The sequence below is a fragment of the Bifidobacterium simiarum genome, assembly GCF_002802905.1.
In the GTDB taxonomy this organism is placed as follows: Bacteria; Actinomycetota; Actinomycetes; order Actinomycetales; family Bifidobacteriaceae; genus Galliscardovia; species Galliscardovia simiarum.
In genome coordinates this window covers 340151-366306 of record NZ_PEBK01000001.1, presented here as the reverse complement: position 1 = coordinate 366306, position 26156 = coordinate 340151, and the positions used below count along the sequence as shown (strand labels likewise).

Below are 26156 nucleotides of genomic sequence, written 5' to 3'. Positions count from 1 at the left end.
ATCCGAGCGCAACCGGCACTCTCCAAGCTCCCCCACCTGGACTCGAACCAAGACAAAGGGTTCCAAAGACCCGTGTGCTGCCATTACACCATGGGGGAACGGCGGCGAAACCGCCGAGTGTTTATTATGCCATGACCCCGCGAATATGTCACGCGAAGACCGGCACGGCTTCGCCCGCAACGGTTCGGCCACGACCGCGAAGCCTTGACCGAACCGTGGTTCCGATCACGCGACGATCATGCGAAGAGGAATCCCTGACCGTGGTGGGTCGGGTAGGTGTCGAACAGCTCGGCCACGGAGCCGTCGTTGAACACCTCGCGGATCGCGCTGGCCAGCAGCGGGGCGATGGACAGCACGGTCAGGCCGTCCCAGCGCTTCTCCTGCGGGATCGGCACGGTGTCGGTGAGCACGACCTCGCGGGCGCCGCAGTTCTTCAGCCGTTCGACGGCCGGGTCGGACAGCACGCCGTGCGTGGCGGCCACGGTGATCGACTTCGCGCCGGCCTCCTTGAGCACCTTGCAGGCGCCGGCGATGGTGCCTGCGGTGTCGATGAGATCGTCGACCAGCACGCAGTCCTTGCCGCGGACGTCGCCGACGACGCGGTTGGCCACGGCCTGGTTCGGGCGGGTGATGTCACGGGTCTTGTGCACGAACGCCAGAGGGCCGCCGCCGAGGCGCTGGGCCCACTGCTCGGCAACCTTGATGCGACCGGCGTCCGGAGAGACCACGATCACGTTGTCGAGCTCGAGACGGTCACGCACGTAGTCCACCAGCACCGGCATGGCGATCAGATGGTCGACGGGGCCGTCGAAGAAGCCCTGGGACTGGGCGGCGTGCAGATCCACGCTCATCACGCGGTCGGCGCCGGCGGTGGCGAGCAGATCGAAGATCAGACGGCAGGAGATGGGCTCGCGGCCGCGGTGCTTCTTGTCCTGACGGGAGTATCCGAGCATCGGGCACACCGCGGTGATGGAGCGGGCGGACGCGCGCTTGGCGGCGTCGATCATGATGAGCTGCTCCATGATCCACTTGTTGATCGGCGTGGTGTGGCTCTGCAGCACGAACACGTCGGCTCCTCGAACCGATTCGGTGTAGCGAACGTACATCTCACCGTTCGCGAAATCGTAGGCGGTGGTTTCCAGAACATCGATGCCCAGCTGGTCGGCGACGTCCGCCGCCAGCTTCGGATGGGCCCTTCCGGTCACCAGAATAAGATTCTTATCGGGCTTTCCTTCGAGGATTGCGCTCACCGTATCTCCAAACGTGTGTGTTGGTTTGTTGACAATCCGTCAGTCTACCCACCGATTACGACAGTTCGGCCCTATCGGTACAGTCCGTGTTTCGAGATGTACTGCACCACGCCGTCGGGCACGAGATACCACACCGGCTCGCCCTGCTCGCTGCGCCGGCGCACGTCGGTGGAGGAAATGGCCAGCGCCGGGATCTCCAGCATGTCGACCGACCGGGTCGGCACGTCGAGCTTGCGCAGGTCCGAGGAGTATCCGGGACGCGACACGGCCACGAAATGGGCCAGCCGCAGCATCTCCTCGGCATCCTTCCACCGCATGATCTCGGCCACCGCGTCGGCGCCGGTGATGAAGAACAGTTCGGCGTCCGGCCGGGCCGCGCGGATGTCGCGCAGCGTGTCGATGGTGTAGGTGACGCCGGGCCGGTCGATGTCGACGCGGGACACCGTGAACTTCGGATTGGACGCCGTGGCGATCACGGTCATCAGATACCGGTCCTCGGCGTTGGTCACCGACTTGTCGAGCTTGAACACCGGGCGTCCGGTGGGCACGAAGATCACCTCGTCGAGGTCGTACACCCACGAGACCTCGGAGGCGGCCACCAGGTGCCCGTTGTGGATCGGATCGAAGGTGCCGCCCATGATGCCGATGCGCGGCACGGCGTGATGGTTGCCGCGCGCGGACGGCCGTCGGAACGGCATCTGCGCGCCGCCGAGCTCCGACATCGTGCGGGACTCGAGGGGCGTGCGACTGCTCGCCAGCGGAGTGGAATCGCTCATGCCCCCGCCTCCGCGTCACGCTGCTCGTGCTCGATGTCCTCGGCCAGAGTCTCATGCTCCATCTCGCTGGCCGTCCCCGAGGCATGGGGGTCGATCTTGCCCATGTCCTCGTCCCACTCGTCCTGCACCACGCGGCGGATCTCCGCGAAGGTGGGCAGGGGGAAGTCGGGCTGGAACAGCTTGCGGATCTCGGCCACCCGCTCGGAAATGCGGATCAGGATGTCGGTCATGCCGTCGATGTCCGCCCCGCGCTCGCAGTCGCGGAACTTGTCGATGTACTCCTCCATCACCCGCACATGGCCTTCGGCGTCGTGGCTCTGACGCTCGTCGAGCGCCACCACGTCGGGGGCGTCGGCGTCCGGCCACCCGATCAGCACGGCGTCGGCGTACTCCAGTGCGGAACGCTGGTCCGCCGTGGGGATGCCGTCCTCGATCTGCACCAGGAACACGTAGCGCACCAGGCTCAGCCGTTCGGCGGTGATGCGCAGCCACAGCCCGCTCCCGTCGCCGTTCGTCGTCTCGCCGCCCATGCTCTTCTCCTCGATCTTCTCGCTCATGGTTGTCCTCCTGCGTTCGTGCGGTCTACGGGCGGACCTGTCCGGTGCCGTAGCCGATCCACTTGGTGGTGGTGAGCTCCTCCAGTCCCATCGGCCCGCGGGCGTGCATCTTCTGCGTGGAGATGCCCAGTTCGGCGCCGAGGCCGAACATGCCGCCGTCCGTGAACCGGGTGGACGCGTTGACCATCACCACGGCCGAGTCGATGCGCTGGGTGAACTCCTCGATCGCCGAGTAGTCCTCCGAGACGATCGCCTCGGTGTGCCCCGTGGAATGCGCGTTGATGTGCTCGATGGCGGCGTCGAGATCGTCCACCACGCGGATGCCGATCTCGTAGTCGAGGTATTCGGTGTCCCAGTCGCGATCCTCGGCGGGCACGATCTTCAGATCGTCGATGCCGGCCGCGGTGATGATGGCGAGGGACGCATCGTCGGCGTGGATGGTCACGCCGTGCCGGCTGAGCTCGTTGGCCACGACGGGCAGGAAATCCTCGGCCACGGCCCGGTGCACGAGCAGCTTCTCCGCCGCGTTGCACACGCCCACGCGCTGGGTCTTCGCGTTGATCACGATGGGCAGGGCCTTGGCGAGGTCGCCGGAGGCATCCACGTAGATGTGGCAGTTGCCCGCCCCGGTTTCGATGACCGGCACCCGGGCGTTGTCGACCACGGCACGGATCAGGCCCGCGCCGCCTCGGGGAACCAGCAGATCGACGTGCCCGCGCGCCTGCATCAGCGCCGTGGCGCCTTCGCGTCCGTAGGCGTCGACGCTGGCGACCAGCGAGGAGGCGAAGCCATGGTCGGCCAGCACCTGCGCGATCACGGAGAGCGTGGCCTCGTTGGTCCGGCGGGCGGCGTGACCGCCCCGCAGCAGCGCCGCGTTGCCGGATTTGAGGCACAGTGCCGCCACGTCGACCGTCACGTTGGGCCGAGCCTCGTAGATCATGCCGACCACGCCGATCGGCACGCGCACCTGATTGAGCCGCATGCCGTTGGGCAGGTTCCTGCCCCGGACCATCTCGCCCACCGGATCGGGCAGGGAGACCACGTTCCGCACGCCGTCGGCGGTGGCATGGATGCGGGCCGCATCGAAGCGCAGCCGGTCGAGCAGGCCTTCGCTCATCCCCGCGGCCGCCGCCTCGCTCATGTCCACGGCGTTCGCCGCCTCGATGCCCGCGGCACCGGCCTCCAGCGCACCGGCGACGTCAAGCAGCAGATCGTTCTTCAGATCCGTACTGGCCCGCGCCAGCGTCCGCTGCGCGTATGCGGCCTCGTCGGCCATGTCGCATACGGCGGCGAACGTCCTCTCGCTCAGTTCATCAGTCATAGTGTTCAGATTAGCTCAGGGAAACGGGATTGACGACCATTCACGGCACTTCGTGGCCAACGGGACCGTGATCCGGATCACAGCGGACCGTCATACGGCGACCCGGCACGCAAAGGACCGGCGTCCGCGAACCGAATACGTCCGCTCCCCCGAAAACGAACCGCTCCCGCCGGATCGCATGCGCATCGCATGGATCCGGCGGGAGCGGCGGGACGAACGGTGCCGATCAGACGGTGCCGATCAGACCATCAGTACCGATCAGTGGATCTGATCGAGACCCGGGTACAGCGGGAAGTCCTCGACGAGCTTGTCGACGCGGGCCTTGAGCGCCTCCACGTCGGCGCTCTTTCCGGCGGCGAGCGCGGTGCCGATGATGTCGGCGACCTCCTCGTACTCGGCCGGTCCGAAGCCGCGGGTGGACAGCGCGGAGGTGCCGATCCTCAGACCGGAGGCCACGGAGGCCGGGCGCGGATCGAACGGCACGGTGTTGCGGTTGATGGTGATGCCGCACTGGGCGAGCAGGTCCTCGCCCTGCTTGCCGTCCATCTCGGAGTTACGCAGGTCGACCATCACCAGATGCACGTCGGTGCCGCCGGTGAGCACGGAGATGCCGTTGGCCTTCACGTCGTCGGCGAGCAGACGGTCGGCGAGGATCTTGGCGCCGTCGAGCGTGCGCTGCATGCGGTCCTTGAACTCGGGGGTGCCGGCCACCTTGAAGCTCACGGCCTTGCCGGCCACCACATGCATGAGCGGACCGCCCTGCTGGCCGGGGAACACGGCGGAGTTGAGCTTCTTGGCGTACTCCTGACGGGCCAGGATGAAGCCGGAGCGGGGGCCGCCGAGGGTCTTGTGCGCGGTGGAGCTCACCACGTCGGCGTACGGCACCGGGCTGGGGTGCAGTCCCGCGGCGACCAGACCGGCGAAGTGGGCCATATCCACCCAGAACTTGGCGCCGACCTCGTCGGCGATCTCCTTCATCGCCTTGAAGTCCTCGATGCGCGGGTAGGCGCTCCAGCCTCCGATGATCATGGCCGGGTGGGTCTCCAGCGCGCGCTGGCGGATGATCTCCGGGTCGATGCGGAAGGTCTCCGGGTTCACGCCGTAGGCTTCGGCGTGGTAGAAGCGGCCGGAGAAGTTGATCTTCATGCCGTGGGTCAGGTGGCCGCCGTGGTCGAGTGCGAGGCCGAGCACGGTGTCGCCCGGCTTGACCAGTGCCTGGTAGACGGCGGCGTTGGCCTGGGCGCCGGAGTGGGGCTGCACGTTGGCGTATTCGGCGCCGAACAGGGCCTTGGCGCGCTCGCGGGCGAGGGTCTCGATCTTGTCGACCTGCTCGCAGCCGCCGTAGTAGCGGCGACCCGGGTAGCCCTCGGCGTACTTGTTGGTGAGCACGGAGCCCTGGCACTGCAGCACGGCGCGCGGGACGAAGTTCTCGGAGGCGATCATCTCCAGTCCGCCCTGCTGACGGTGCAGCTCGGCGTCGAGCAGTTCGGCGATTTCGGGGTCGGTCTGTGCGATCGGCGCGTTGAACGCGTCGTCTTGGGTCTGTGCAAGCGGCGAAGCCATGGTCGTCTCCTTTGGTGTGGATGGTACTTGCCCGCCGGGCCGGATCCCTGCCGGCGTCACGGTCCGGGGCATACCCCGCCTAGTGTAGACGCTGTATGAGGCGTTGCCTAGTTACATGGTCGTAACCATCCGCTCCTTGGACCGCGTCCTTCCGGGACCGCGTCCTTCCGTGGCCACGGCTTACGGACCTCGTCCGGCGATGGACGGCAGGCCCTTCCTGCCCACACTTGCGACTAGACTGGGATTCTGCCTTGATGGCTCCCCCGTTCCGTCGATCCGAAGGATGAATTCGTGAGCACCTTCCATAGCACTCGCAGCACCACCGATTCTCTGACCGCCAAGCAGGCGATCCGCAAGGGCATCGCCGACGACGGCGGCCTGTTCGTCTCCGATTCGCTTGGCGAGGAGCATGTGGACATCGCCTCGCTGCCCGGCAAGTCGTACCAGCAGATCGCGCAGATGGTACTGGCGAAGCTGCTGCCCGACTTCACCGAGGAGGAGCTGGCCGACTGCATTCGCGAAGCCTACGGCGAGCAGTGGTCCGATCCGGCGATCACCCCGCTCAAGCCCTTGGGCGACGACTACATCCTGGAGCTGTTCAACGGTCCGACCAGCGCGTTCAAGGACGTAGCCCTGCAGATCCTGCCCCGGTTCATGGCCCGCACCACGCCGGCCGGCGGCGACGAGGACGAGCGGATCATGATTCTCACCGCCACGTCCGGCGACACCGGCAAGGCCGCTCTGGCGGGCTTCGCCGACGCACCGGGCACGGCGATCACCGTGTTCTACCCGGAAGGCAAGGTCTCCCAGGTGCAGCAGCTGCAGATGACCACGCAGACCGGAGGCAACGTGAACGTGTGCGCGGTCAAGGGCAACTTCGACGACGCGCAGTCGGCGGTCAAGCGCATCTTCGGCGACCATGATCTCGCCGCCGAGCTGGCCGACCGCTCCCACACCGTGCTCTCCTCCGCCAATTCGATCAACGTGGGCCGTCTGGTGCCGCAGGTGGTCTACTACTTCGCCGCCTACGCGCAGCTGCTCGCCGATCAGGTGATCAACGTGGGCGACGAGGTGGAGTTCACCGTGCCGACCGGCAACTTCGGCGACATCCTCGCAGGCTACTACGCCAAGCTGCTCGGCCTGCCGGTCAAGCATCTGGTGGTGGCCAGCGACAAGAACAACGTGCTGTTCGACTTCCTCACCTCCGGCACCTACAACCGTCAGCGCCCGTTCTTCCAGACGATCTCCCCGTCGATGGACATCCTCGTCTCCTCGAATCTGGAGCGCATGCTGTACTACTTCTCCGACAAGGACACCCGTCTGATCTCCATGTTGATGAACGATCTCAACGAGTGGGGTGCGTTCGAGGTGCCCGAGCCGATGCTCAAGCGCATCCGCTCGCTGTTCGGCTGCGGCTGGGCCGACGAGGATCAGGTACGCGAGTCGATCCACGACTGCTGGGAGAAGAACCACTACGTGATCGACCCCCATACGGCCTGCGGCTACTTCGTGATGCAGCAGATGCCCCGCGACCCGCTGACCCCGCGCGTGCTGCTGAGCACCGCCAGCCCGTACAAGTTCCCGCGCGTGGTGAACGAGTCCCTCGGCCTCGATGCCACGGGCACCGACTTCGAGTGCATGGACGTGCTCGCCGAGGCCACCGGCACGACGGCCCCCGCGGCCCTGCGAGGACTTGAGACCGCCGACGTGCGCTTCGACGACGTGGTGGAGATCGACGCCATGGAGGAATACGTCCGCACCGCCGCCGAAAGATAACGGACCGGCAGATAGCATCTCTCCGAAGGGGGTGCGTCGATCAGCCGATGCATCCCTTTCTGGCTTCCCCCTCCGGGGGAAGCTGTCGGCGCCAGCCGACTGATGAGGGGCAGGTAATCCCTGCATGCCAGACTCCACCGGCATGCAAGCTTATCGGGCACCTCATCCGACCGGCAAGGCCGGCTGCCTTCAGGCAGGAAAGGACGGCCGGGGATCAGGCGATGCGGGTGCGGAACGTTCCGGTCTCCAGCACGGATCGGATGCCCTCGACCGAGCAGTTGACCATGCTGTGCACGGCGGCGTCGGTGTAGAACGCCATGTGCTGGGTCATCACCACGTTGGGGAACTGCCTGAGGTAGGCGACGCCGCGGTTGGTGAGGATGTCGGTACGGCGGTCCCGGTGGATCAGATCCTCCTCGGTCTCCACCGTGTCAAGACCGAGACCGCCGATCTTCTCGGATTCGATGTTGTCGATCAGCGCCTCGAGATCCATGAGGCCGCCACGGGCGCAGTTAATGAGCACCACGCCGTCCTTCATGCGGGCGATGGTATCGCGGTTGATGATGTGCTCGGTGGACGGCAGCAGCGGCATGTGCAGGGTGATGATGTCGCTGCGGCGATACAGTTCGTCAAGCCCCACGTATTCGGCCAGCTCCGCCACCTTCTCGTTCGGGTGCGGATCGTACGCCAGGATCTCGCATCCGAATCCGGAAAGGCAGCGGATCACCGTGGCGCCGATGCGTCCGGTGCCCATCACGCCGACGGTGAGGTTGCGCAGCTCGCGGCCACGCAGGCCCTCGAGCGAGAAGTCGTACACCTGCCCGCGCCACAACGCCGGCTTGTAGTTGCGCAGCACCATGAGCATGAACATCACCGTGTATTCAGCCACGCCGTTCGGCGCGTAGTCGGCGTTGAGCACGGCGAGACCGAGTCGCTTCGCCGCATCAAGGTCGATGTGGTTGTATCCGATGGTGCGGGTGGCCACCACCTTCACGCCGCGTCCCGCAAGCGTCTCCAGCATCCCGGCGTCGAGACGGCTCAGCCCGAGGGTGCTGACGCCGTCGCAGCCATCGACCAGCGCCGCATTGCCCGTATCCAACGGCTCCGCATGCAGCGTGACCTTCACACCGAGGCGTTCGGCCTCCGTGGCGAATGCCTCACGCTCATCATCCCGCACCTCGAACGCCGCGATTCTCATGGTCTTCCGCCTTTCTCCCATCCTCGGGAATCCTCGTCAATGGTCATCAGTCATCATAGCGACACGCAAACTTCTTTCCGTCATGGAAAGTGATATGCTTTCCACAACGGAAAGAAGTTTCGACATCATCCGCCAGCCACCGACCGATGTCCCAAACTCCATCCGACCCCCATCACTCGCATCAGGAGGCGAAATGATGACCGACACACCCCGTACTCGGCCCACACAGGACGACGACACCGAGCACGCCCCGCGGATCGACGCCCTGAAGCAACTGCAGGCCCTGCAGGACCTCGACGCCGACCGACTCGCTCTGGCGCAGCGCGGACAGCGGGGACACGCCGCGATGCTGCTGCCGTTCGCGGTGTTGGGGTTCATCGTCATCATGCTCTACTGGCCGTTCGGACTGATGTTCGGCGGGTACATCGACATGACCTGGGCGATGCTCTTCGCGTTCCTGGCGTTCGCCATCCTGTCCATCATCGGCATGCTCCTGCTGATGCATCGGTATCAGCGCCAGACCGGCATGGCGACATATTTCGGCGGAGGCAAGGGCTCGCGCCGCGCTTCCCTGAAGGCATGGCATAATCGCGGGTACGCGGCAACCTACGCACTCGTCATCGTCACCGAAATCGGCATTCCATGGCTGAACATGGCGTGGGGCTACCACGGCGGCAGCTGGCCGGTCGCCGCACTGATCGCCCTGGCAGGCAGTATCGTCATCTACCTGCTGCTGCAAAGCAACATGCGGATCTTCTTCCGCACACTCGCTTCCCCCTCCTCCCCCGAGCTGCACGACGACACGACACCTATGACGGGCATGAAGGACGCCGCCGCACCCAGATCGGCGCCACGGAATCCATCGACGTCACCGGCAGGTGACCCGTCATGACCGATGCCATGGAACCGAAGTTCGACGACGTCATCCACGCGCCGATCCGCCTGCGCATCTGCGGCATGCTGGAAGCCTACGGAACCCTGAGATTCGACGCCCTGCGCGACACGCTGGACGTCAGCGACGCCACCTGTTCCAAGCACCTCAAGACCCTCGCCGACCACGGATACGTGACGCTCACCAAAAAGGCCGGCGGCGGCAAGGGATACAAGGTCACTTGGGTGAGACTCACCGACGACGGGCTCCGCGCCTTTCAGGGACACGTCGCCGCACTGAAACGGATTATCGCCGGCGAATAGTCCGTTGCGGCAATCCACTTCGACAATCCGTTGCGATAATCCCTTGATCGCCGATCCGAGCCTCGCGTAGCGGTTCCCGCATCGCGGCCCACACGCCGGGCCGGGCGTCAGCATGCCCAAATTCGGCCGCCCAGGCCGCCTACCTCCCCCGTCATCACCCACCTGTCGCCACCCACCTGTCGCCACCCACCACAACCTTCACCAACCCAAGAGGCGATAATGAAAGCCATTCTTTACAAGGATATGATCCAACTCGGCCGCAATACGCCGATGCTTGTGCTGCTGATCATCGGCGTCATCCTGTCCGGCGCGACGCTGGCCCTCACCGCGATCACCGATCCCGCACCCCGCATGGCCTCCGTCATGCTGCAAAGCTCGCTGATCTGCCTGATCATGACGGTCACTCCGACCTGCGCCTTCGAGCTGATCCGGTCGGACCTCGCCAACGGCACGATCGCCGCGTTCCTGTCAAGCGGCCGGCCGCGCCGACAGTATCCGCTCACACAGTTCGCCGTCGCGATCGTTCCCCCGGCCGCGTTGGGCTTCGCCGCCATCGCCGGCTTCCACCTGTTCGTCCCCGCACTACAAGGGACGTTCGCCGGGACGAACGGTCCGTTCATCCTCCTCGAACCGCTGCTGCCGGCGCTGATCCTCTACTCCTGGTCCATGTTCTTCAAGGGAAAGGCAATACTCATGACCACGACCACCGCATCCGCATCCATCACCGCACAGTCCAAAACCAACCAAGCCGAAACTCATCAGGCAGGCATCAATCAGTTCGAAACCACCACGTCGCCGATCGCCGTATCCGTACAGGACGTCTCCTTCGCCTACCGCAGGAACCGTCCGGTGCTCGAGCACATCGACCTCGACGTGCCCCGGGGACAGTCGATCGGCATCCTCGGCTACAACGGCGTGGGCAAGACCACCCTGTTCGGCGTGATCATCGGCACCTTGAAACCGCAGTCCGGCCGGACGATCATCAACGCCGACGTCTTCGGTTCGATGCGCGACGTCTTCCAGCTCACCGACTCCGGCAACCTGACCTTCGATATGACCATACGCGAGAACATCCGTTTTCGTGCGATGCTGTACGCCACGCATGACGATCCGCATCCAGTCGATCTCGACCATCTCGAGGATCTGCCGATGGTGAAGGCGTTCGAACTCGGCGACCATCTCGACAAGAAGGTCAAGGAGCTGTCCGGCGGATTGCGCAAACGCGCGGGCATCGTGGCCGGCCTGCTGTTCGATCCGCATCTGATCATGCTCGACGAACCGACCAACGCCGTGGATCCGGTCACCCGGCAGCTGCTCATCGCACTCATGCGGCAGCTCAGGGCCGACGGCCGCACGATTATGACCATCACGCACGATCTCGAATACTGCTGGGAGGTGGCCGACCGCGTGGTCATGCTGGACGATCGACGGATCGTCGGAGACCACAGGATCGCGGATTTCCCCGACTACGAGTCGTTCCAACTGACCGCGACACCCGGCCGCGAACGGACAGCCGTCGATTTCGGCATCGCCGATCGCTGAGAGACCATCAATCACTGGGAAAGGAAAGGACGGATCATCATGAAAGCCGTAATCTGGAAGGATTGGCTGCTGTGCAAACGCACCCGAATGTTCTGGGTGGTGATCGTCGGCGTGGCGGTGGGCTACGTCGTCGGGGCCTCGATCTTCTCCTCCATGCTCGGCAGCGGGTACGGGGGTGTGGTCCTGATGCTTCTGGGACCGTGCATCGCCTACATACCGCCGGTGCTGACCGCGGGACTGTCGTATCCCAACACCGATACGACGGCCGGCGGACTCAGCGGCACGCTGCGGGAAGACGGCACCATCGAGACCGTGCGATGCTCGGGCCGTTCGATGGCCGGCTATCTCATGGCGAAAAGCGTGATGCCGATGATCGTGGCCGTCATGCTGTTCCTGCCGATGTTCGCCTACTGCCTGTGGGGCGGCGCCCTGCCGCTTTCCGAAGCGTTTTCGGTGCCGACCGCCTATGCACTGGGCGCTGCCGTGCTGCTGACATTCGTCAACCAGCAGATCCTGCTGGCCACGCGGGCGAACACCGCAGGAGCCCTGCACCTTATGGTCCTCGTCACCCTGATCCCGGTGTTCGCGTTCATGGTCCTGTTCATGGTCGTCCCGTATTGGGCGGCGTTGGCGATCATGCTGGCCTTCGGCGCACTCGCCGCGGCGGTCAGCGTGACCAACTGCCGCAGACGGCATCCGAATACGCTGACCTCGCTCGTGCCGACGGGACCGACAGCATCGGCCTGAGAGACCGAAGGGACGGCGACCGAAGGATAGCGGCCAGCGCACGGCAATAACGACTAGCGCCACTCCTCCTTCCAGCGCCGCTGCATGCGGTAGGCGCTGTCCCAGAACATATATTCGTGTTCGACGCCGACGACGAACTGTTCGGTCAGCTCCCGCAGATGCTCCCCGGGCTCGGAGACGGCAAGCCGTTCGATGTCGTCGATCAGCCACACCGCCGAATCCCAGAACTCGTCGGTCCTGTACATGTCGATCCACGCCTTGTACGGGTTCGCGTCGATCGCGTCGCCGATGCGCTCCGCGATACGCGTGCCATAGTCGGCGTACACCCATGCACAGGGCAGCAGCGCCACCAGAATGTCGATCAGCGGCTTCGTGTAGGCGATGGCGATCATGTTCGAGGTGTAGGAACGGGCGAAGGCCGACTGCCGCGCCGAGGCCATCTGCTCACGGGTGATGTCGAACGCGTCGCGGAAGAAGTCGTGCACATGCTCGGTCTCGTTGGAGGCGCCGGCGATGGCATTCGACAGGTGCGTGCGGATCACCGGATCGTCGCACTTGGCGAACGCGATGGCGTGCACGTTCACGTAGTCGTTGAGATACAGGTAGTCCTGCAGCATGTAGAACACGAACCGGTCGCGGTCGAGCGTGCCGTCGGCGAGCTCGCGGAGGAACGGCTGGTCGAGCCCCTCCTCCCATACCGGCTCGGCGGCTCGGTAAAGCCGCTCGGCAAAGGGATGGTCAGGCAGGAAACGGGTGAGAGGCATGGAAAACTCCTTCTTCGAAATATCGGGGATGCGACGCCACGGGGGCACGTAAGGTCACAACGTGCGAGGCGCTTCGACGAAGTCATGCATCGTGCCGTCGGCGATCTCGCAGATCAACGGCCACTGGCCGCGCGACGAGGCGTCGTACATCGCCCACGCCGTCATGCCGACCGACTTCACCGCCCGGATGCCGACGAGGATATCCTCGAACACCGTGCAGTCGGTCGGATCGACGCCGATCCGGCTTGCGGCACGCAGATACACGTCGGGTTTGTCCTTGGACACATGGCCGACGTCGTCGACGCTGCACAGGACGTCAAAGAGATCGAAGACGCCAAGCCGGCGCAGCACCGGCTCGCGGAAGTTCGGCGGCAGGCTGGTGGCCACGGCCAGCTTCGCGCCAGTGGCCTTAAGATAGCGCAGATACTCCCCCGCATGTGGCTTGAGCGGCACGGTGGTGGCATAGGCGTCGAAGGCCATGCGATTCCACTCGTCCATAAGATCCTCGGGCGAGTCGGGCAGACCGAACCGCTCCACCGTGTACCGGGCGCACTCGTCGAACGACAGGTGGGCGATGGACTCGGCATAGTCCGACGGCACGTCGAGGCCGCGACGCCGCAGGAACTCGTTATCCACGTCGGTCCAGACGCGCATGGAATCCAGCAGCGTGCCATCGAGATCAAAGATGGCGGCGCGACCGGCATTGCTCATACCGGTGCCAGCCGCGCCTCCGGCGTCGAAGACGCAGGAATCAACAGGATCAGGCATTGGCGTCGAAGCCGGCGAGGCCATGCGCGTACAGGTCCCAGAAATGGTTGGTCGGGCCGTTGCCGTGACCGAGCTCCAGCGAATGCTCGATGGCCATGGTCACGTACTTCTTGGCGCGGTCGATGGCCTCGTGGAACGGATGGCCCAGCGCGAGATTCGCGGCGATGGCCGAGGAATAGGTGCAACCGGTGCCGTGCGTGTTCTTGGTGTCGATGCGCTTGGCGGAGAACTCGTAGAAGCGCTCGCCGTCGTACAGCACGTCGATGGCGTCGCCCGTGGCATGGCCGCCCTTGACCAGCGCGGAAGTGCATCCCATCTCCTGAATGGCCTTGGCCGCGGCCTTCTGATCATCGAGATCATGGATCTTCATGCCCGAGATGCATTCGGCCTCGGGGATGTTCGGGGTGAGCACGTCGGCATGCGGGATCACGATCTTGATCAGCGAGTCGATGCAGTTGGGATCCATGAGCGGGGCGCCGTTCTTGGCGTACATCACCGGATCGATCACGATGTTCTCGGCCTGGTATTCCACCAGCTTGTCGGCCACGGTGCGCATGATGTCGGGGTTGTCGAGCATGCCGATCTTCACCGCCTTGGGACGGATGTCCTCGAACACGGCATCGATCTGGTCGGCGATGATCTTCGGCTCCACATCCATCACGGAGATCACGCGGGCCGTGTTCTCGGCCACCACGGAGGTGATCACCGACATGGCGAAGCAGCCGTTGGCGCTCATGGTCTTCAGATCGGCCTGGATGCCGGCGCCGCCGGAGCAGTCGGATCCGGCGATGGACAATACGGGCGTAAGCACACTCATCTTTCGTTCCTCCCTACGCTGGTGTTAACCAACAGGTTCTAAGGGTCAGGCGGTTTCGCCTCTCTCAACCCACGGGCCGCGGCCCTTTCCGGTCCGGCCTGCGCGGGTTCCCCCGTAACTGACAGTGTCGAATGTATGCCGTCGTTACGACAACCGGCCTGAAGTGCGTCGGGGACGGTCGCGGGCCGGCGGGGACCGCGGAAATCCCCGATCAGGTCCGACCGGACCCCGATCGAACACTGTCTGGGCCTGATCGGACGTTGCCGGGCCCGATCAAGCCCGGTCGGCGGACGTCACAGACGACTGGAGTCCAGCAGCTCCCTTGCGTGGCTGATCGACGTCTCGGACTCGCTGCCGGCGAGCATACGGGCGATCTCCCGCTCCCGCTCCTCGCCGCGCACCTCGCTCACGGTGGTCCACACGTCGGCGTCGGAGCCGTCGCCGGCCGGGGCGTCGTCTCCCGTACTCGCGGCCTCCTCCGTACGCGCGGCGCCCTTCGACACCACGAACTGCGCATCCGCCCACGACGCCACCTGCGGCAGGTGGGTGACCACGACCACCTGGGCATTACGCGCCAGCGTCGCCAGACGCCTGCCGAGCTCCGCCGCGGCCTTGCCGCCCACGCCGGCATCCACCTCGTCGAACACGAACGTCGACGGCGACGACCCGACGGCGTCCTTTCCGGCTCCCGCGCCCGCGCCGAATCCGCGGTCGGCCGCGGCGAGCTCCAAGGCGAGCATCAGACGGCTCAGCTCGCCGCCCGACGCGCTTTTGCCCATCGGCAGCCGCGGGGACCCGGGGAACGGGGTGAACAGGAATCGCACGTCATCGCATCCGGAGGCGTCCAGCGGACCGAATCCGTCGGCCGGAGCCTCGGACGGCTCCCATCCGCCGACGGCACCCCCGTCTGCGGATTCCGCTTCCGTCGCGGCGCCAGCCCCTGCTCGGGCAGTCACCTCGATATCCAGTGCGGCGCCGTTCATCGCGAGCGACTTCAGCTCCCCGGTCACCCGACCCGCAAGGTCCCGTGCGGCACCGGCTCTCGCCTCATGCAACCGCCATGCGGCCTTCATGGCCACCGCCCACGCCTGCGAGCGTTCGGAGCGCAACCGTTCGAGACGTTCCGGCGAATCGTCGAGGTCCTCGAGCTCATAGCCCGCCTTCTCGCGCCATGCCAGCACGTCGTCCAGCGTGGGCCCCCATCGCCTGGACAATTCGTCAAGATCATGGATCCGTCCGTTGATCTGATCGAGGTCCTGTCCCTGCGCATCGTCGTCGATCAGACCGGTCAATGCGTAGACCACGTCGGACAGTTCAGCATTCACCGATTCCAGACGGTCGGCGAGATCGGCGTAATCGCCTTCCACGCGGATGGATCTGAGTGATTGCGCGGCCTGTTCCACCAGTGCGGAGGCGCCCGGCGACCCTCCTGACGACATATCGTCGTCCACGCCGATCTGCGAGGGATCGATCGCGGCCAGTGCCTCGGAGACTCCTCTGGCGATCTGGGCGGCGTTCTCGATACGGTCGCGGAGCCGGTGGAGTTCGTCGTCCTCGCCGGCCTTCGGCGCCACCGCGTCGATCCGCTCGATGGATTCGCGTAGATAATCGGCCCGCTGCCGGGTCTCGGCCTGCTGCTCGGAGAGCCCGCGCAGCTTCGCATCGCAGTCGTTCAGCCGACGCCAGGCCTCGTGATAGGCCTCGGCGAGCGCCCCGTCGCCCGCATAGGAGTCAAGGAATCCGCGCTGTCGCGACGCGGCGGCCATGCGCAGCTGATCGGACTGGCCGTGGATGGTCACCAGCTCCCCGCTGATGCGCTGCAGCACCGCACGGGGCACGCTTCGTCCGTTGAGCACCGCGCGGGACCGTCCCTTGGACGGCACCGAACGGGTGAGGTACAGTTCGCCGTCCTCGACGTCGGTTCCCGCCTCCGAGGCCATGCGTGACGCTCCGTCGTCCGCGCCGACGTCGAACACGCCCTGCGCCCAGGCGTCGTGGGCCCCGGCGGATACCATCCTCCCCGGCGCGTCCCCGCCGGAAATCAGCCGGAGCGCGTTGAGCAGCATGGACTTTCCGGCTCCGGTCTCTCCGGTGATCGCCGTCATGCCTGTGGCGGGGGCGATCATCGCATGGCGAATGGGGCCGAGATTACGAATCTCCAGTTCTCTGAGCATCACATCTTCCCGTTGGCGCGGCCGGTGACCCCGCCTTCATGGGCGTCGGCGCCGCGGTTCTTGTTCGATTCACGCCATCCCTGCACCGGCAGGTCGAACTTGCTGACCAGACGGCTGGTGAACGGCACGCCCATCAGACGGGCCAGCCGCAGCGAGTTCGGCGACTGCTTGACGATGATCCGGCTGCCGCGGGGCACGGCGCGCTGGCGGCGGCCGTCGCAGCAGATCCATCCCTCGCTCGCGGAATCCTCGGAGACGCCCAGCGTGAAGGTGGATTTCGATCCGATCACCAGCGGTCGGGCGAACAGGGCGTGGGCGGCCAGCGGCACCAGCTGCAGCGCGTCGACGTTCGGCCAGATGATCGGGCCTCCGGCGGAGAACGCGTACGCCGTGGATCCGGTAGGGGTCGAGACGATCACGCCGTCGCAGCCGAAGGAGCTCATCTCCACGTCGTCCACGCTGATCGACAACTCCACCATCTTGCCGCGGTCCGCCCTCTCGAGCGTCACGTCGTTGAGCGCCCACTCGTGCAGGGGCTCGTCGGCGCCGGGCAGCCACACGTCCACCCATGCGATCACGCGTTCGTCGATGGTGTAGTCCCGCGCGGCGATCTTGGCGATGGCATCGCGCGTCTGAAAGCTTTCGAATTCGGCCAGGAAGCCCACATGGCCCATGTTGATGCCGACGATCGGCACGTCGGTGCCCTTGACCAGCTCGGCCGCGCGCAGAATGGTGCCGTCGCCACCCAGAACGACCACGATCTCCGTTTCGGGATCGAACTCCTGCACCTCGCTGACGGCGAACGGCGGCGCCTCGAGATTGTCCACGATGGAGACGTCGAAGCCATTGTCCCTGAGCTGTTCGACGACCTCCTTGACCTCGGTCCCCGTGGTCGCCAGTTTCCTATGGGTTACCACCACCGCGCTTCGTTGACCTGGCAATGCACCCCTCCTGACGTTGACGTTGTACGATCGGCTTTCATTCTCCCACACTCAATCGATATGTTCCGGCACCGGCGCGAAGCGATCCCCAACTGACGACAACATTCCCCGCGTGTCGCACTTGCCTTTAATTAATTAACGTTGTTAATATATTCACAGCAAGACAACATGTTTGACAACGCCGTTAACGATGCCAGATCCAATCGACACCCATACGACGCCCGACGTCAAACCCCGACCCCGTCCGCCCGGTCCCCGTCGCCCGGACGCGCGAATCCTCCCCACCGGAGACAATCAGCATCAAGGAGGCCCGATGATCGCACCCGGCAGCACCCATGCCTCCATGGCCGAGCTCAACCGCTCCCGCATCATCCAGCTGCTCCACCTCAACGGCGTCAGCTCCCGCGCCCACATCGCCCGCGAACTCGGGCTCACCCCCGCCGCGATCACCAAGATCACCGCCCAGCTCATCGACATGGGCATCATCAGCGAGACCGGCAACCTCGACGGCATCAAGAAGCGCCGCTCCATCGGGCTCAAGCTCAACGAATCCAAGTACCGCGTGATCGGCGTGAAGTTCGCGCGCAGCATCATCCAGATCGGCGTGTTCGACCTCGGCGGCAACCTCGAAAGCGCCCAGACCCTTCCCCCGGTGGACAACGACGACATCCCCGCCACGCTGGAGGACATCAAGACCCGCGTGAACGCCCTGCTCGACCGCGACCCCTCGATCGTCGCCATCGGCATGGCCGTGCCCGGCCCCTATCTGCGCGACGAAGGCCGCATCGCCGTGGTCACCTCGATGATCGGATGGCAGAACGTCAACTTCCTCGACGAATACGAGCACGCCTTCCGGGTGCCGGTGTTCATCGAGCAGGACGCCCGGGCCGGCGCGCTGGCGCAGAGCCTGTTCAACCCGCACGTCTCCTCGAACAACATCGCCTACTATCTGGTCGGCGAAGGCGTGGGCCTCGGCCTGATGGACCACGGCGGGCTGATCAACGGCGAGCTGGGCGCCGCGACCGAAATCGGTCACATCAGCATCGACGTGAACGGCGAGGCCTGCGAATGCGGCAACCGCGGGTGCCTCGAACGATACTGCTCCGCCGTGCGCCTGCACCGGCTCATCAACGAGGCCGGCGTGGTCGAGGGATCCGAATCCATGACCCACGCCGACGCCTGCCGGGCACTGTTCGCACGGCTCGGCCATGACGACGTCTGCGACGAGCTGTTCCGTTCGCTCGCCACCTACGTGGGCTACGGCTGCGCGATGATCATCAACGCGTTCAACCCCAAGCAGATCGCGATCGGCGACATCCTCGCCGAAGCCGGCCAGCCGCTGCTGGACACCGTCCGCGAGGTGGTACGGCAGCGCATCATCCCCGCGCTGAGCGAGACCACCGAAATCCTGCTCTCCGACCTACCGGCCGACGCCACGCTCTCCGGAGCGGCGGCAGTCGCTGCGGCCCAGTTCCTCGAACACCCCACGGAATTCGTCGAACCGCGGGACGACGACGGCGTCTAGCCGCACGACCCGCGCGGCGGACTTCCCCGCAGGGATCCTCCCGTAGGAAACCGAGCCCCATCCACCCCCGTTCCCGCACCACCTCCACCACCCACCGACAGACACTTCCATCAGCAACCAGCAATGTTCTCGCAGCAGAGAGCAGTAGAGAAAGGAAACCAACCATGTCCGAATCCAAGCCGATCGTCCTGAGCCTCGGTGAAATCCTGTGGGACATGATCCCCGAAGGCAAGCGCGCCGGCGGCGCCCCCGTCAACTTCATCTACCACGCCACCAAGAACGGCGCCGACGGCTACTCGATCAGCGCCATCGGCGAGGACGAGCTCGGCGACGAACTCAAGGCCGCGGTCGAGAAGACCGGCATCAAGTCCGTCCTGCAGCGCAACGCCTACCCCACCGGCCGCGCCGACGTGAAGCTCGAGAACGGCATCCCCGAGTGGACCATCGTCAAGGACGTGGCCTGGGATCACATCGCCCTGACCCAGGACCTCATCGACCTGGTGCGCAAGGCCGACGCCATCTGCTACGGATCCCTCGCATGCCGCATGCAGGAGTCCCACGACACCATCATGAAGCTGCTCAAGCTGAGCCGTCCCGAAACCCTGCGCTACTACGACATCAACATCCGCGGCGACCACTACTCCAAGGAACTCATCGAGGAGCAGCTCGCCGACGCCACCGTGTTCAAGCTCAACGACGACGAACTCATGCTGCTGCGTCCGATGTTCGGCATCACCGGCACCGACGAAGAGGCCTGCCAGTGGTTCATGGACCACTACGACCTCGACTACGTGATCCTCACCGCCGGCGCCGACTTCAGCACCATCCTGGCCAAGGACGGCGAGATTTCCACGCTGCCGACGCCGCGCGTGCAGGTGTCCGACACCATCGGCGCCGGTGACTCCTTCTCCGGCGCGTTCACCATCAACATCCTGCTCGGCAAGTCCCTCAAGGAGGCCCACCGCGCCGCCGTGAACACCGCCGCGTACGTATGCACCCAGGCCGGCGCCTGGCCCGAGTACCCGGAGGTCATGCCCGACTACATCGCCGAATGGGAGGCCGCCCACAAGGAGTAATCTCCACGGAGAAGGGTGATTCTCGTAGGGGATGATCACACCCGATCCGTTCGCCCATGGCGATCATCGGGGATGATCGCCGGGCGATTGTTGACGAAACCGGACATGGCACGGTATAGTGAAATGTCCGGTTTTCCACACCGGAATGCTTGATAATTCAAGATTGGGGACGATCGGTTTCGACGGTGATCTGTTCGCCGCAGGGAAGCGTGCCGAGAACGCGGGGGTCCACTCGTTAATGTCCTCCCGCAAAGAATAAGTGCTAAATCTAACCGCACTGAGTTCGCTCTCGCTGCCTGAGCTTCGCGCCAGGATTAACCAGTGAGCAGCCGCTCCGTTCACTCTCCCATGTCTTCGGGGAGATGCTGAGCGTCGTTTAGGAGACTCGCCCGATGCGTTGCGTCACAGGATGCATCGGGGACGTTTACTGTGACTATGCCCGCCGTCAGTAGTCTGCGACACAGACGGGGGCAGACAGATAGCCATCCGGCCAGCGGACTACGCACGTAGAAGACTGTGGGTACGGTCACCGGACGCGGGTTCAATTCCCGCCGTCTCCACTGATGCGAAAGGGGCAGGACGCCGTCAGGTGTTCTGCCCTTTCGCATTCCTTGGCGGGAATTGAACAGGGCATGGATCACGCCGGCGTGATCCAACCAACAGCATCGCCGGATGTCTGGGTGCCGCCGCTAGACCATGCACCCATCCGGATAGTCGTTCCATCCGTTCGGATAGTCGACCCAAGGACGCGGCTTGCCGATCTCCAGCCAATGGGAGATGTCCGCGATGACGCCTTCGACGCTGTCCGGATATTCCTCACCGGCATGATAATAGGGCTCATGGAACGTCGCCGAATATTGGCGCAAAAGCTTTTTCAACGGACTCAATGTGTTATCGCCGCTCATTAATCATGCCCTTTACAATCTGATCAAACATCTTCGTCGCCTTCGGGAAATATGTCTCCATTATCGTCCAGGATCTCTCATCGACCAACTATTGGGGCGCAGTTCACATCAGGCGCCGACTCACACCTCATCAGTCAGCCTTACGGCTGCCAGCTTCCCTTCAAGGGGAAGCCCGTCCCCCCGGTTTTTGGTCAATCCAAGCTTGAACAGGCCGGAAACGGGCTCTTCAAGCTTGGAATGACCAAAAACGGGCCGCATCGAACCCACAACACGCCAAGAACACCGTCGGTCCGTATTGCGGACGGAAGATCACAAACGATCCGACGGTGATTATCCTCGTTGGGGTCATTCGTCAACGGAGACAGACGGAGAAGACACGACGAAGAAAACCACGACGGGAGGAATACGGGAGAAATGGGTCTGTTCAACGCCCTGCAGGGGTTCTGCGTCATCGGCGTCATCATTCTCATCGGCTATGTCGCCGCACGGTTCCGTGTTGGCGGCCCCACCGCGCAAATGGTCCTCAACCGGTTCAGCTTCTTCGTCTCCACGCCATGCCTGATGTTCTCGCTGCTGTCCAAGGAGCATCTTTCCGACGTGTTCAAGCCGTCGATGCTCGTCGCGCTCCTCTGTGCCTCCATCACCGGCGTCGTCTTCCTGCTGCTGGGACACAAGGTGTTCCGTCTCGGCACGGCGGACACCACGATCGGCGCACTGGTGTCGATGTACATGAACGCCAACAACATCGGTCTGCCCGTCGCCACCTACATCCTCGGCGATCCGACCGCGGTCACCCCGATCATCCTCATGCAGCAGGTGATCTTCACCCCGATCGCCCTGACCGCACTCGACCTGTCCGTCAAAGGCAAGGTGAGCGCCAAGGCCATCATCACCCAGCCGCTGCACCAGCCCATCCTCATCGGCGTGACGATCGGCATCGTCGTCTCCGCGATCAGCGACGCCGTCGGCTGGTTCGTCGTGCCGCAGTACCTCTACGACCCGATCAACATCGTCGCCCAGTCGGCCGTGCCGCTGATCCTCACGGCGTTCGGCATGTCGCTGCGCGGCGCCAGACCGCTGCAGGGCGGCAACCGCTCCGCCGTCGTCATGGCCACGCTGTGCAAGGATCTGATGATGCCCGCCCTCGCCTTCGTACTCGCCTACTTCATGATGGGATTCCGCGGCCAGGAGCTCTACGCCTGCGTCGTGCTCGCCGCGCTCCCCTGCGCCCAGAACGTCTACAACTATTCCGCCCGGTACGAGACCGGCACCACGTTCGCCAGGGACGGGGTGCTGCTGACCACGCTCACCTCCCCCATCGTGATCTTCGTCATCGCGGCCCTGCTCGGCTGACACCGCCGAACCGCCTGAGCCCGCCGAACCCTCCGACACGCCGCGGCACGGCCATAAGACCACCACCACCCATGCGGCCACATCTATACTGTCATAGACGCCGCGTTGTCACCGACATCATCCCTGACATCGTCCGTCGCCGATACCGTCAAAACCCAAGGAGGCCCTTCGATGACCGTTGCCGCATGCGGATCGATGTCCATGCTGACGCTGGGGTTCGCCCCCAACACCGCCATCGCCGCCGAGAAAAGCCGGTTCCCCAAGGCCGCGTTCGTCGGCAAGGATCCGCTTTCCACGAAGCTGAGGCAGCGGTTCGTCTCCGACGTCGAAAGCATCACCCTGCTGGGCCTGCTGCGCCCGCAGAACACCGGCATGGCCGCGGGCCGTCTCGGTGAGATCCTGGTGCTCGGCCTGCGCCTGAACGTCCCGGACGTCCCCAAGTCGGTGATCGAGCGCATCGCCGCGCAGCGCAAGGGCGGCATCCTGTTCGTCTGCGTGCGTCAGACCGCGCAGGCGACCGCGGACGAGTCTCAGACCGAGGACGCGACCGAGGGCGAGGAGGGCACGGTCCGCGAGGAATGCGCGCTGGCAATCCGTCGCGCCCTGCCGGTCAAGCCCGGCCATCTGCCCGAATTCAGGGTTCACGTCGGCGAATGGACGGACCCCGCCGACGTCCATCTCGCCCTGCACGGCACCACCATGGACGAACTGTGGGATTCGCTGGGCGCCCAGGTGATCCTGCACGATGAGAACGGCGCCGATCTCGACATGAGGCTGGCCGTGCACGACAGGATCGTCAGGCTCGAGGCGGAGGAGGTCAAGCTCGTGCGGGACCATCAGCGGGCCAACACCACGTCGCAGCGCAACGAAGTGTACGCCCAGCTGCATCGTGTCCGCACCCAGATCGAGAAGCTCAGGTCCGTGCTGCGTCCGACGGTCTGACGGCCAACAGATACGGACGGCCGTCAGACCGGTCCGACGGCCCAACGGCCTGACTGCCACCTGACCCGGCCCCAGCTTCAAGGCAGGGGCCTCGGTCATTTGATCGTGGCCTTGTCCGGAGCCGCCACGTTGATCGTCTTGGCCCCACCCAGCTGCTTGGGGTTCTTCAGCAGCGTATCGACCACCGCCTTCTTCAGCCGCATCTGGGAGGAATTGCCCCAGATCACGGTATAGCCGTCGGCGAGGGTGGTGGTGACGGAATCCTGCGTCTTGGCGGTGACCTTGCTCACCTTGCGCCGCATCGACTCGTCAAGCGTGCCCAGCACCTTCACCGCCTGGATCACGGCCTTGTTGTCGAGGCTCTTCTTCGCGTTCTTCACCTCGATCACGGGAATGCCCTTTACCGAGGCGTTCACCGCGTTGAGTACGCGCCCCTCGCTGTCCACGGCGGTCATGTCGCCGTTGGCGTCCTTGAGGACCGCTGCCGGCGGCTCGGCCTTCACCACGATGTCCAGTCCGTGCGGATACCGTTTGCTGGCCTGTGCGGACACCACGCCGGGCAGCTCGCCGATCTTCTCCTCGATCCCGCTGCCGCTGACCAGCAGCAACGACGAGCCGACGTGCGTGTCGGCGATGGCGGTCACGTCGCCTTTCGACACCCAGGTGTTGGTGCCGCGCACCGTGATCTGATCGGCCTGCAGCTTCAGCAGCGGAGAGAACAGCAGCGACCAGATCAACGTGAGCACCGCCACGACAACCAGCGCCGCGACACCCATGCGGGTCAGCCGCTGCCGACGGTTCGCCTTGCGGCGTTCCTTCAGTCGTTCGGGAAAATCCACCACCTTGGGTCTGGTGAGCAGTCCCGGCCCACCGAACGCCTCGCTGTCCAGCCGTTCGGAAACGCTCTCCCCCGACCGCAGGACGCGGGCGTCCACGAACCGGCCCGAATCCGCGGCGGAGACGTCCGCACGCTGAGAACGGACGGTTCGCCCCGATCCGTGCTCAGCGGAAGCCGACGATACGTCCCCGGATCCCGGACCGAAGGGGACCGAATCGGAGGAGGCGGTACCGGAGGCGACTCGGCGACCCGGCGCCTCCGACCCCGATCCCGAGCTCAGGGACCGACCGCGGCGTGACTGGCCGTGCGGGGACTGCCCATACTGAGACTGCCCATACCGGGACGGGCCGTCATCGGAGGATCCGTCGTGCGAGGTGACCCTGCGCCCCACCAAGGTCAGGACTCCCGGTCGCCGCGGGCCTTGAGCACGCTGAGCAGCACCGGCGCCATATCCGTGATGTCGCCCGCGCCCACGGTGATGATCACGTCACCGGCCGAGCTGCGCATCGCCAGCATCTTCGCGGCCTGGCACATGTCGGGCACGGCCGAGATCCATCCCTCGGCGGGGTCGTGCGTCAGACCCGCCGCCGCATCCACCACGGTCTGCGGGCCGACGTCGGGATAGTCGGCCTGCTTCTCGCGTGCGGGGAAGATGCCGGTCACGATCACGTCATCGGCCTTGGCGAGAGCCTCGGCGAAGTGACGGGCGAAGAACATCGTTCGGGAGAACAGATGCGGCTGGAACAGCACCCGGATCACGGAGCCGGGGAACCGGCGACGGGCGGCGTCCAGCAGGGCGGCGATCTCGGTGGGATGGTGGGCGTAGTCGTCGACCACGGTGACCGAGGACACCGTGCCCTTGATCTCGAAGCGTCGCGCCGCACCACGGAAGGTGGAGGCGGCTTCGGCGGCCCGGGCCGGATCCATGCCGAGCAGTGTGGCCGCGATGATGGCGGCCGAGGCGTTGCGGGCGTTGTGGATGCCGGGGATGCGCAGGCCCACGGTGATGTCGCGGGCCTCGGACGGAGCCCCGCCCTGCGCACCCTGCGCCGGCTCGCCGCCCATGCCGGCGGGAAGATGCAGCGTGAACGATTCGACGGCGGACGCGTCGCTCGACGCCGAGGCCTCCGACTCATGCTCGATATGGGCCAGCGTGGCGCCGTTGAGATCGCCGAGCTGGTCGGCGTCGTGCGTGGCATACACCACCGCGTGGGATGCGGCCTCGGGGGACATCGAGCGCAACACCGCGAGCGCGCCCTCGTCGTCGCCGCACAGCACCACATGGCCCACGGCGTGATGCGCGTGCTCCACGAACGCCTGACGGTATGCCTCGGCGGTGCCGTAATGGTCGAGATGCTCGGCCTCCACGTTGGTGATCACCGCCACCTGCGGATGGTACTTGGCGAGGCTGCCGTCGGATTCGTCGGCCTCGGCCACCAGCACGCCGCCCTTGCCGGCATGGCCGCCGTCGAGCGGGCCGTCGGGGCCCTGGATCGAGCCGCCGATGGCGTAACTGGGGTCGGCGAGTTCGCCTTCGCCGGCGTGCAGCAGAATGTGCGCGATCATGGCGCTGGTGGTGGTCTTGCCGTGGGCGCCGGCCACGGTGACGGCCTTGGCGGACTTCATCAGCAGCGCCAGCACGTCGCTGCGGTGCATGAGACGGGCTCCACGGGCGACCGCGGCGACGATCTCCGGGTTGTCGGGCTTGATGGCGCTGGACCACACCACCGTGTCGGCGTTGGCGACGTGCTCCGCCTGCTGCCCGACGAATACGGTGATGCCCAGCTCCTGCAGACGCCTGGCCTTGGGACCGAGCTCACGGTCCGAACCCTGCACGGCCACGCCCTTCTCATGCAGGATCTCGGCCAGCACGCTCATGCCGGCGCCGCCGATACCGATGAAATGCGTGACCCCCAGCGAGGCCGGGGTCAGTGAGTCCGCGTCGGCGGGACGACTCGTGGGCTCAAGCACGATGGACGATGTGGAAGCGTCATTCACTGTTCAATACTCCTTTTTCGGCATGCCGGCCCGATCCGCACAACCATGCGGACGGCATGGCATCCGACCAACACATTCCTAACCATTATCGACGACGTCCCGCCAACGACGGAAACGTCTCCCGAACCCGT

Annotated in this window: 23 protein-coding genes, 1 tRNA gene, 1 other RNA gene and 1 riboswitch; of the genes, 10 read left to right on the top strand and 15 right to left on the bottom strand. The window is 65.2% G+C overall.

Annotation, left to right across the window (positions count from 1 at the left end; all coding sequences use genetic code 11):
* Positions 1-27: 27 nt before the first annotated feature.
* The 6 genes from CSQ87_RS01355 to glyA form a co-directional block, all read right to left on the bottom strand.
* Positions 28-98: transfer RNA gene (locus tag CSQ87_RS01355), tRNA-Gln, on the bottom strand.
* A 138-nt stretch (positions 99-236) separates the two neighbouring features.
* A complete protein-coding gene (locus CSQ87_RS01350; RefSeq protein WP_165776678.1) occupies positions 237-1250 on the bottom strand; it encodes a ribose-phosphate diphosphokinase in 1014 nt (337 codons plus the stop codon).
* A gap of 71 nt (positions 1251-1321) precedes the next feature.
* Positions 1322-1972, bottom strand: coding sequence for a nicotinate-nucleotide adenylyltransferase (nadD, locus tag CSQ87_RS01345; protein WP_240541757.1), 651 nt, complete (start codon positions 1970-1972; stop codon positions 1322-1324).
* A gap of 50 nt (positions 1973-2022) precedes the next feature.
* Positions 2023-2556 carry a phosphoribosylglycinamide synthetase gene (locus tag CSQ87_RS01340; protein WP_100512227.1) on the bottom strand — a complete coding sequence of 178 codons (534 nt, stop codon included), beginning with the start codon at positions 2554-2556 and terminating at the stop codon, positions 2023-2025.
* Between the two features lie 52 nt (positions 2557-2608).
* Positions 2609-3904, bottom strand: coding sequence for a glutamate-5-semialdehyde dehydrogenase (locus CSQ87_RS01335; RefSeq protein WP_100512056.1), 1296 nt, complete (start codon positions 3902-3904; stop codon positions 2609-2611).
* Positions 3905-4162: 258 nt separating this feature from the next.
* Entirely contained in the window at positions 4163-5467 is a 1305-nt protein-coding gene (gene glyA, locus CSQ87_RS01325; protein WP_100512054.1) for a serine hydroxymethyltransferase, read from the bottom strand.
* 291 nt (positions 5468-5758) lie between these two features.
* On the opposite strand from glyA, the gene thrC reads away from it, so the two are divergent.
* Complete coding sequence (gene thrC, locus CSQ87_RS01320) at positions 5759-7243, top strand: threonine synthase (protein ID WP_100512053.1); 1485 nt, start codon at positions 5759-5761, stop codon at positions 7241-7243.
* 214 nt (positions 7244-7457) lie between these two features.
* Here thrC and CSQ87_RS01315 read toward each other — a convergent pair whose 3' ends face one another.
* Positions 7458-8441, bottom strand: coding sequence for a D-isomer specific 2-hydroxyacid dehydrogenase family protein (locus tag CSQ87_RS01315; RefSeq protein ID WP_100512052.1), 984 nt, complete (start codon positions 8439-8441; stop codon positions 7458-7460).
* 193 nt (positions 8442-8634) lie between these two features.
* Between CSQ87_RS01315 and CSQ87_RS01310 the strand changes: the two genes are divergently transcribed.
* The 4 genes from CSQ87_RS01310 to CSQ87_RS01295 all read left to right on the top strand — a co-directional run bounded on the left by CSQ87_RS01310 (position 8635) and on the right by CSQ87_RS01295 (position 11924).
* Positions 8635-9333 (top strand): hypothetical protein, encoded by a 699-nt coding sequence (locus CSQ87_RS01310; RefSeq protein ID WP_100512051.1) that lies wholly within the window; start codon positions 8635-8637, stop codon positions 9331-9333.
* A complete protein-coding gene (locus tag CSQ87_RS01305) occupies positions 9330-9635 on the top strand; it encodes a transcriptional regulator (RefSeq protein WP_207761069.1) in 306 nt (101 codons plus the stop codon). Before CSQ87_RS01310 ends, CSQ87_RS01305 begins: the two co-directional genes overlap by 4 nt.
* 219 nt (positions 9636-9854) lie before the next feature.
* Positions 9855-11177, top strand: coding sequence for an ABC transporter ATP-binding protein (locus CSQ87_RS11080; RefSeq protein ID WP_243388783.1), 1323 nt, complete (start codon positions 9855-9857; stop codon positions 11175-11177).
* A 39-nt stretch (positions 11178-11216) separates the two neighbouring features.
* Positions 11217-11924: a hypothetical protein gene (locus CSQ87_RS01295; RefSeq protein WP_100512050.1), complete on the top strand. Its 708-nt coding sequence runs from the start codon at positions 11217-11219 to the stop codon at positions 11922-11924.
* Positions 11925-11977: 53 nt separating this feature from the next.
* Here CSQ87_RS01295 and tenA read toward each other — a convergent pair whose 3' ends face one another.
* From tenA to CSQ87_RS01270, 5 genes are all read right to left on the bottom strand, one after another.
* Positions 11978-12688, bottom strand: a complete 711-nt coding sequence (gene tenA, locus CSQ87_RS01290) for a thiaminase II (protein WP_100512049.1) — start codon at positions 12686-12688, stop codon at positions 11978-11980.
* A gap of 54 nt (positions 12689-12742) precedes the next feature.
* A complete protein-coding gene (locus CSQ87_RS01285) occupies positions 12743-13399 on the bottom strand; it encodes an HAD family hydrolase (protein ID WP_100512048.1) in 657 nt (218 codons plus the stop codon).
* Positions 13400-13448: 49 nt separating this feature from the next.
* Complete coding sequence (gene thiD, locus CSQ87_RS01280; RefSeq protein WP_100512047.1) at positions 13449-14273, bottom strand: bifunctional hydroxymethylpyrimidine kinase/phosphomethylpyrimidine kinase; 825 nt, start codon at positions 14271-14273, stop codon at positions 13449-13451.
* Positions 14267-14397: riboswitch (TPP riboswitch) on the bottom strand. Its footprint overlaps the gene before it by 7 nt.
* 169 nt (positions 14398-14566) lie before the next feature.
* Complete coding sequence (recN, locus tag CSQ87_RS01275) at positions 14567-16447, bottom strand: DNA repair protein RecN (protein ID WP_100512046.1); 1881 nt, start codon at positions 16445-16447, stop codon at positions 14567-14569.
* The gene (locus tag CSQ87_RS01270; protein ID WP_100512045.1) at positions 16447-17388 is read right to left on the bottom strand and encodes an NAD kinase; all 942 of its coding nucleotides are present in this window, start codon (positions 17386-17388) and stop codon (positions 16447-16449) included. Before CSQ87_RS01270 ends, recN begins: the two co-directional genes overlap by 1 nt.
* 316 nt (positions 17389-17704) lie before the next feature.
* Here CSQ87_RS01270 and CSQ87_RS01265 point away from each other — a divergent pair, with 316 nt between their 5' ends.
* The 3 genes from CSQ87_RS01265 to ssrA all read left to right on the top strand — a co-directional run bounded on the left by CSQ87_RS01265 (position 17705) and on the right by ssrA (position 20552).
* On the top strand, positions 17705-18913 hold the full coding sequence (locus CSQ87_RS01265; protein ID WP_420868052.1) for an ROK family transcriptional regulator: 1209 nt from the start codon (positions 17705-17707) through the stop codon (positions 18911-18913).
* Positions 18914-19077: 164 nt separating this feature from the next.
* Entirely contained in the window at positions 19078-19989 is a 912-nt protein-coding gene (locus tag CSQ87_RS01260; protein ID WP_100512043.1) for a carbohydrate kinase family protein, read from the top strand.
* 165 nt (positions 19990-20154) lie between these two features.
* Positions 20155-20552, top strand: a transfer-messenger RNA (tmRNA) gene (gene ssrA / locus CSQ87_RS01255).
* A gap of 126 nt (positions 20553-20678) precedes the next feature.
* On the opposite strand, the gene CSQ87_RS10740 is transcribed toward ssrA, so the two are convergent.
* Entirely contained in the window at positions 20679-20894 is a 216-nt protein-coding gene (locus CSQ87_RS10740; RefSeq protein WP_133122313.1) for a hypothetical protein, read from the bottom strand.
* A gap of 414 nt (positions 20895-21308) precedes the next feature.
* Here CSQ87_RS10740 and CSQ87_RS01250 point away from each other — a divergent pair, with 414 nt between their 5' ends.
* Together CSQ87_RS01250 and CSQ87_RS01245 are read left to right on the top strand one after the other, a co-directional pair.
* Complete coding sequence (locus tag CSQ87_RS01250) at positions 21309-22247, top strand: AEC family transporter (protein WP_100512042.1); 939 nt, start codon at positions 21309-21311, stop codon at positions 22245-22247.
* A 171-nt stretch (positions 22248-22418) separates the two neighbouring features.
* Positions 22419-23189, top strand: coding sequence for a DUF4391 domain-containing protein (locus CSQ87_RS01245; RefSeq protein ID WP_100512041.1), 771 nt, complete (start codon positions 22419-22421; stop codon positions 23187-23189).
* 95 nt (positions 23190-23284) lie between these two features.
* Here CSQ87_RS01245 and CSQ87_RS01240 read toward each other — a convergent pair whose 3' ends face one another.
* Both CSQ87_RS01240 and murC read right to left on the bottom strand, forming a co-directional pair.
* Positions 23285-24418, bottom strand: coding sequence for a cell division protein FtsQ/DivIB (locus CSQ87_RS01240; RefSeq protein WP_243388793.1), 1134 nt, complete (start codon positions 24416-24418; stop codon positions 23285-23287).
* Positions 24419-24423: 5 nt separating this feature from the next.
* Entirely contained in the window at positions 24424-26025 is a 1602-nt protein-coding gene (murC, locus tag CSQ87_RS01235; protein ID WP_100512040.1) for a UDP-N-acetylmuramate--L-alanine ligase, read from the bottom strand.
* Positions 26026-26156: the final 131 nt, after the last annotated feature.

What these genes read in the sequence shown, in the direction of transcription:
- CSQ87_RS01245 (WP_100512041.1), top strand. Translation starts at nt 22,419, where the DNA reads ATGACCGTTGCCGCATGCGGATCGATGTCCATGCTGACGCTGGGGTTC.
- glyA (WP_100512054.1), bottom strand. Translation starts at nt 5,467, where the DNA reads ATGGCTTCGCCGCTTGCACAGACCCAAGACGACGCGTTCAACGCGCCG.
- CSQ87_RS01310 (WP_100512051.1), top strand. Translation starts at nt 8,635, where the DNA reads ATGATGACCGACACACCCCGTACTCGGCCCACACAGGACGACGACACC.
- CSQ87_RS11080 (WP_243388783.1), top strand. Translation starts at nt 9,855, where the DNA reads ATGAAAGCCATTCTTTACAAGGATATGATCCAACTCGGCCGCAATACG.
- CSQ87_RS01340 (WP_100512227.1), bottom strand. Translation starts at nt 2,556, where the DNA reads ATGGGCGGCGAGACGACGAACGGCGACGGGAGCGGGCTGTGGCTGCGC.
- CSQ87_RS01315 (WP_100512052.1), bottom strand. Translation starts at nt 8,441, where the DNA reads ATGAGAATCGCGGCGTTCGAGGTGCGGGATGATGAGCGTGAGGCATTC.
- CSQ87_RS01305 (WP_207761069.1), top strand. Translation starts at nt 9,330, where the DNA reads ATGACCGATGCCATGGAACCGAAGTTCGACGACGTCATCCACGCGCCG.
- recN (WP_100512046.1), bottom strand. Translation starts at nt 16,447, where the DNA reads ATGCTCAGAGAACTGGAGATTCGTAATCTCGGCCCCATTCGCCATGCG.
- tenA (WP_100512049.1), bottom strand. Translation starts at nt 12,688, where the DNA reads ATGCCTCTCACCCGTTTCCTGCCTGACCATCCCTTTGCCGAGCGGCTT.
- thiD (WP_100512047.1), bottom strand. Translation starts at nt 14,273, where the DNA reads ATGAGTGTGCTTACGCCCGTATTGTCCATCGCCGGATCCGACTGCTCC.
- nadD (WP_240541757.1), bottom strand. Translation starts at nt 1,972, where the DNA reads ATGTCGGAGCTCGGCGGCGCGCAGATGCCGTTCCGACGGCCGTCCGCG.
- CSQ87_RS01260 (WP_100512043.1), top strand. Translation starts at nt 19,078, where the DNA reads ATGTCCGAATCCAAGCCGATCGTCCTGAGCCTCGGTGAAATCCTGTGG.
- CSQ87_RS01250 (WP_100512042.1), top strand. Translation starts at nt 21,309, where the DNA reads ATGGGTCTGTTCAACGCCCTGCAGGGGTTCTGCGTCATCGGCGTCATC.
- CSQ87_RS01295 (WP_100512050.1), top strand. Translation starts at nt 11,217, where the DNA reads ATGAAAGCCGTAATCTGGAAGGATTGGCTGCTGTGCAAACGCACCCGA.
- CSQ87_RS01285 (WP_100512048.1), bottom strand. Translation starts at nt 13,399, where the DNA reads ATGAGCAATGCCGGTCGCGCCGCCATCTTTGATCTCGATGGCACGCTG.
- CSQ87_RS01335 (WP_100512056.1), bottom strand. Translation starts at nt 3,904, where the DNA reads ATGACTGATGAACTGAGCGAGAGGACGTTCGCCGCCGTATGCGACATG.
- CSQ87_RS10740 (WP_133122313.1), bottom strand. Translation starts at nt 20,894, where the DNA reads ATGAGCGGCGATAACACATTGAGTCCGTTGAAAAAGCTTTTGCGCCAA.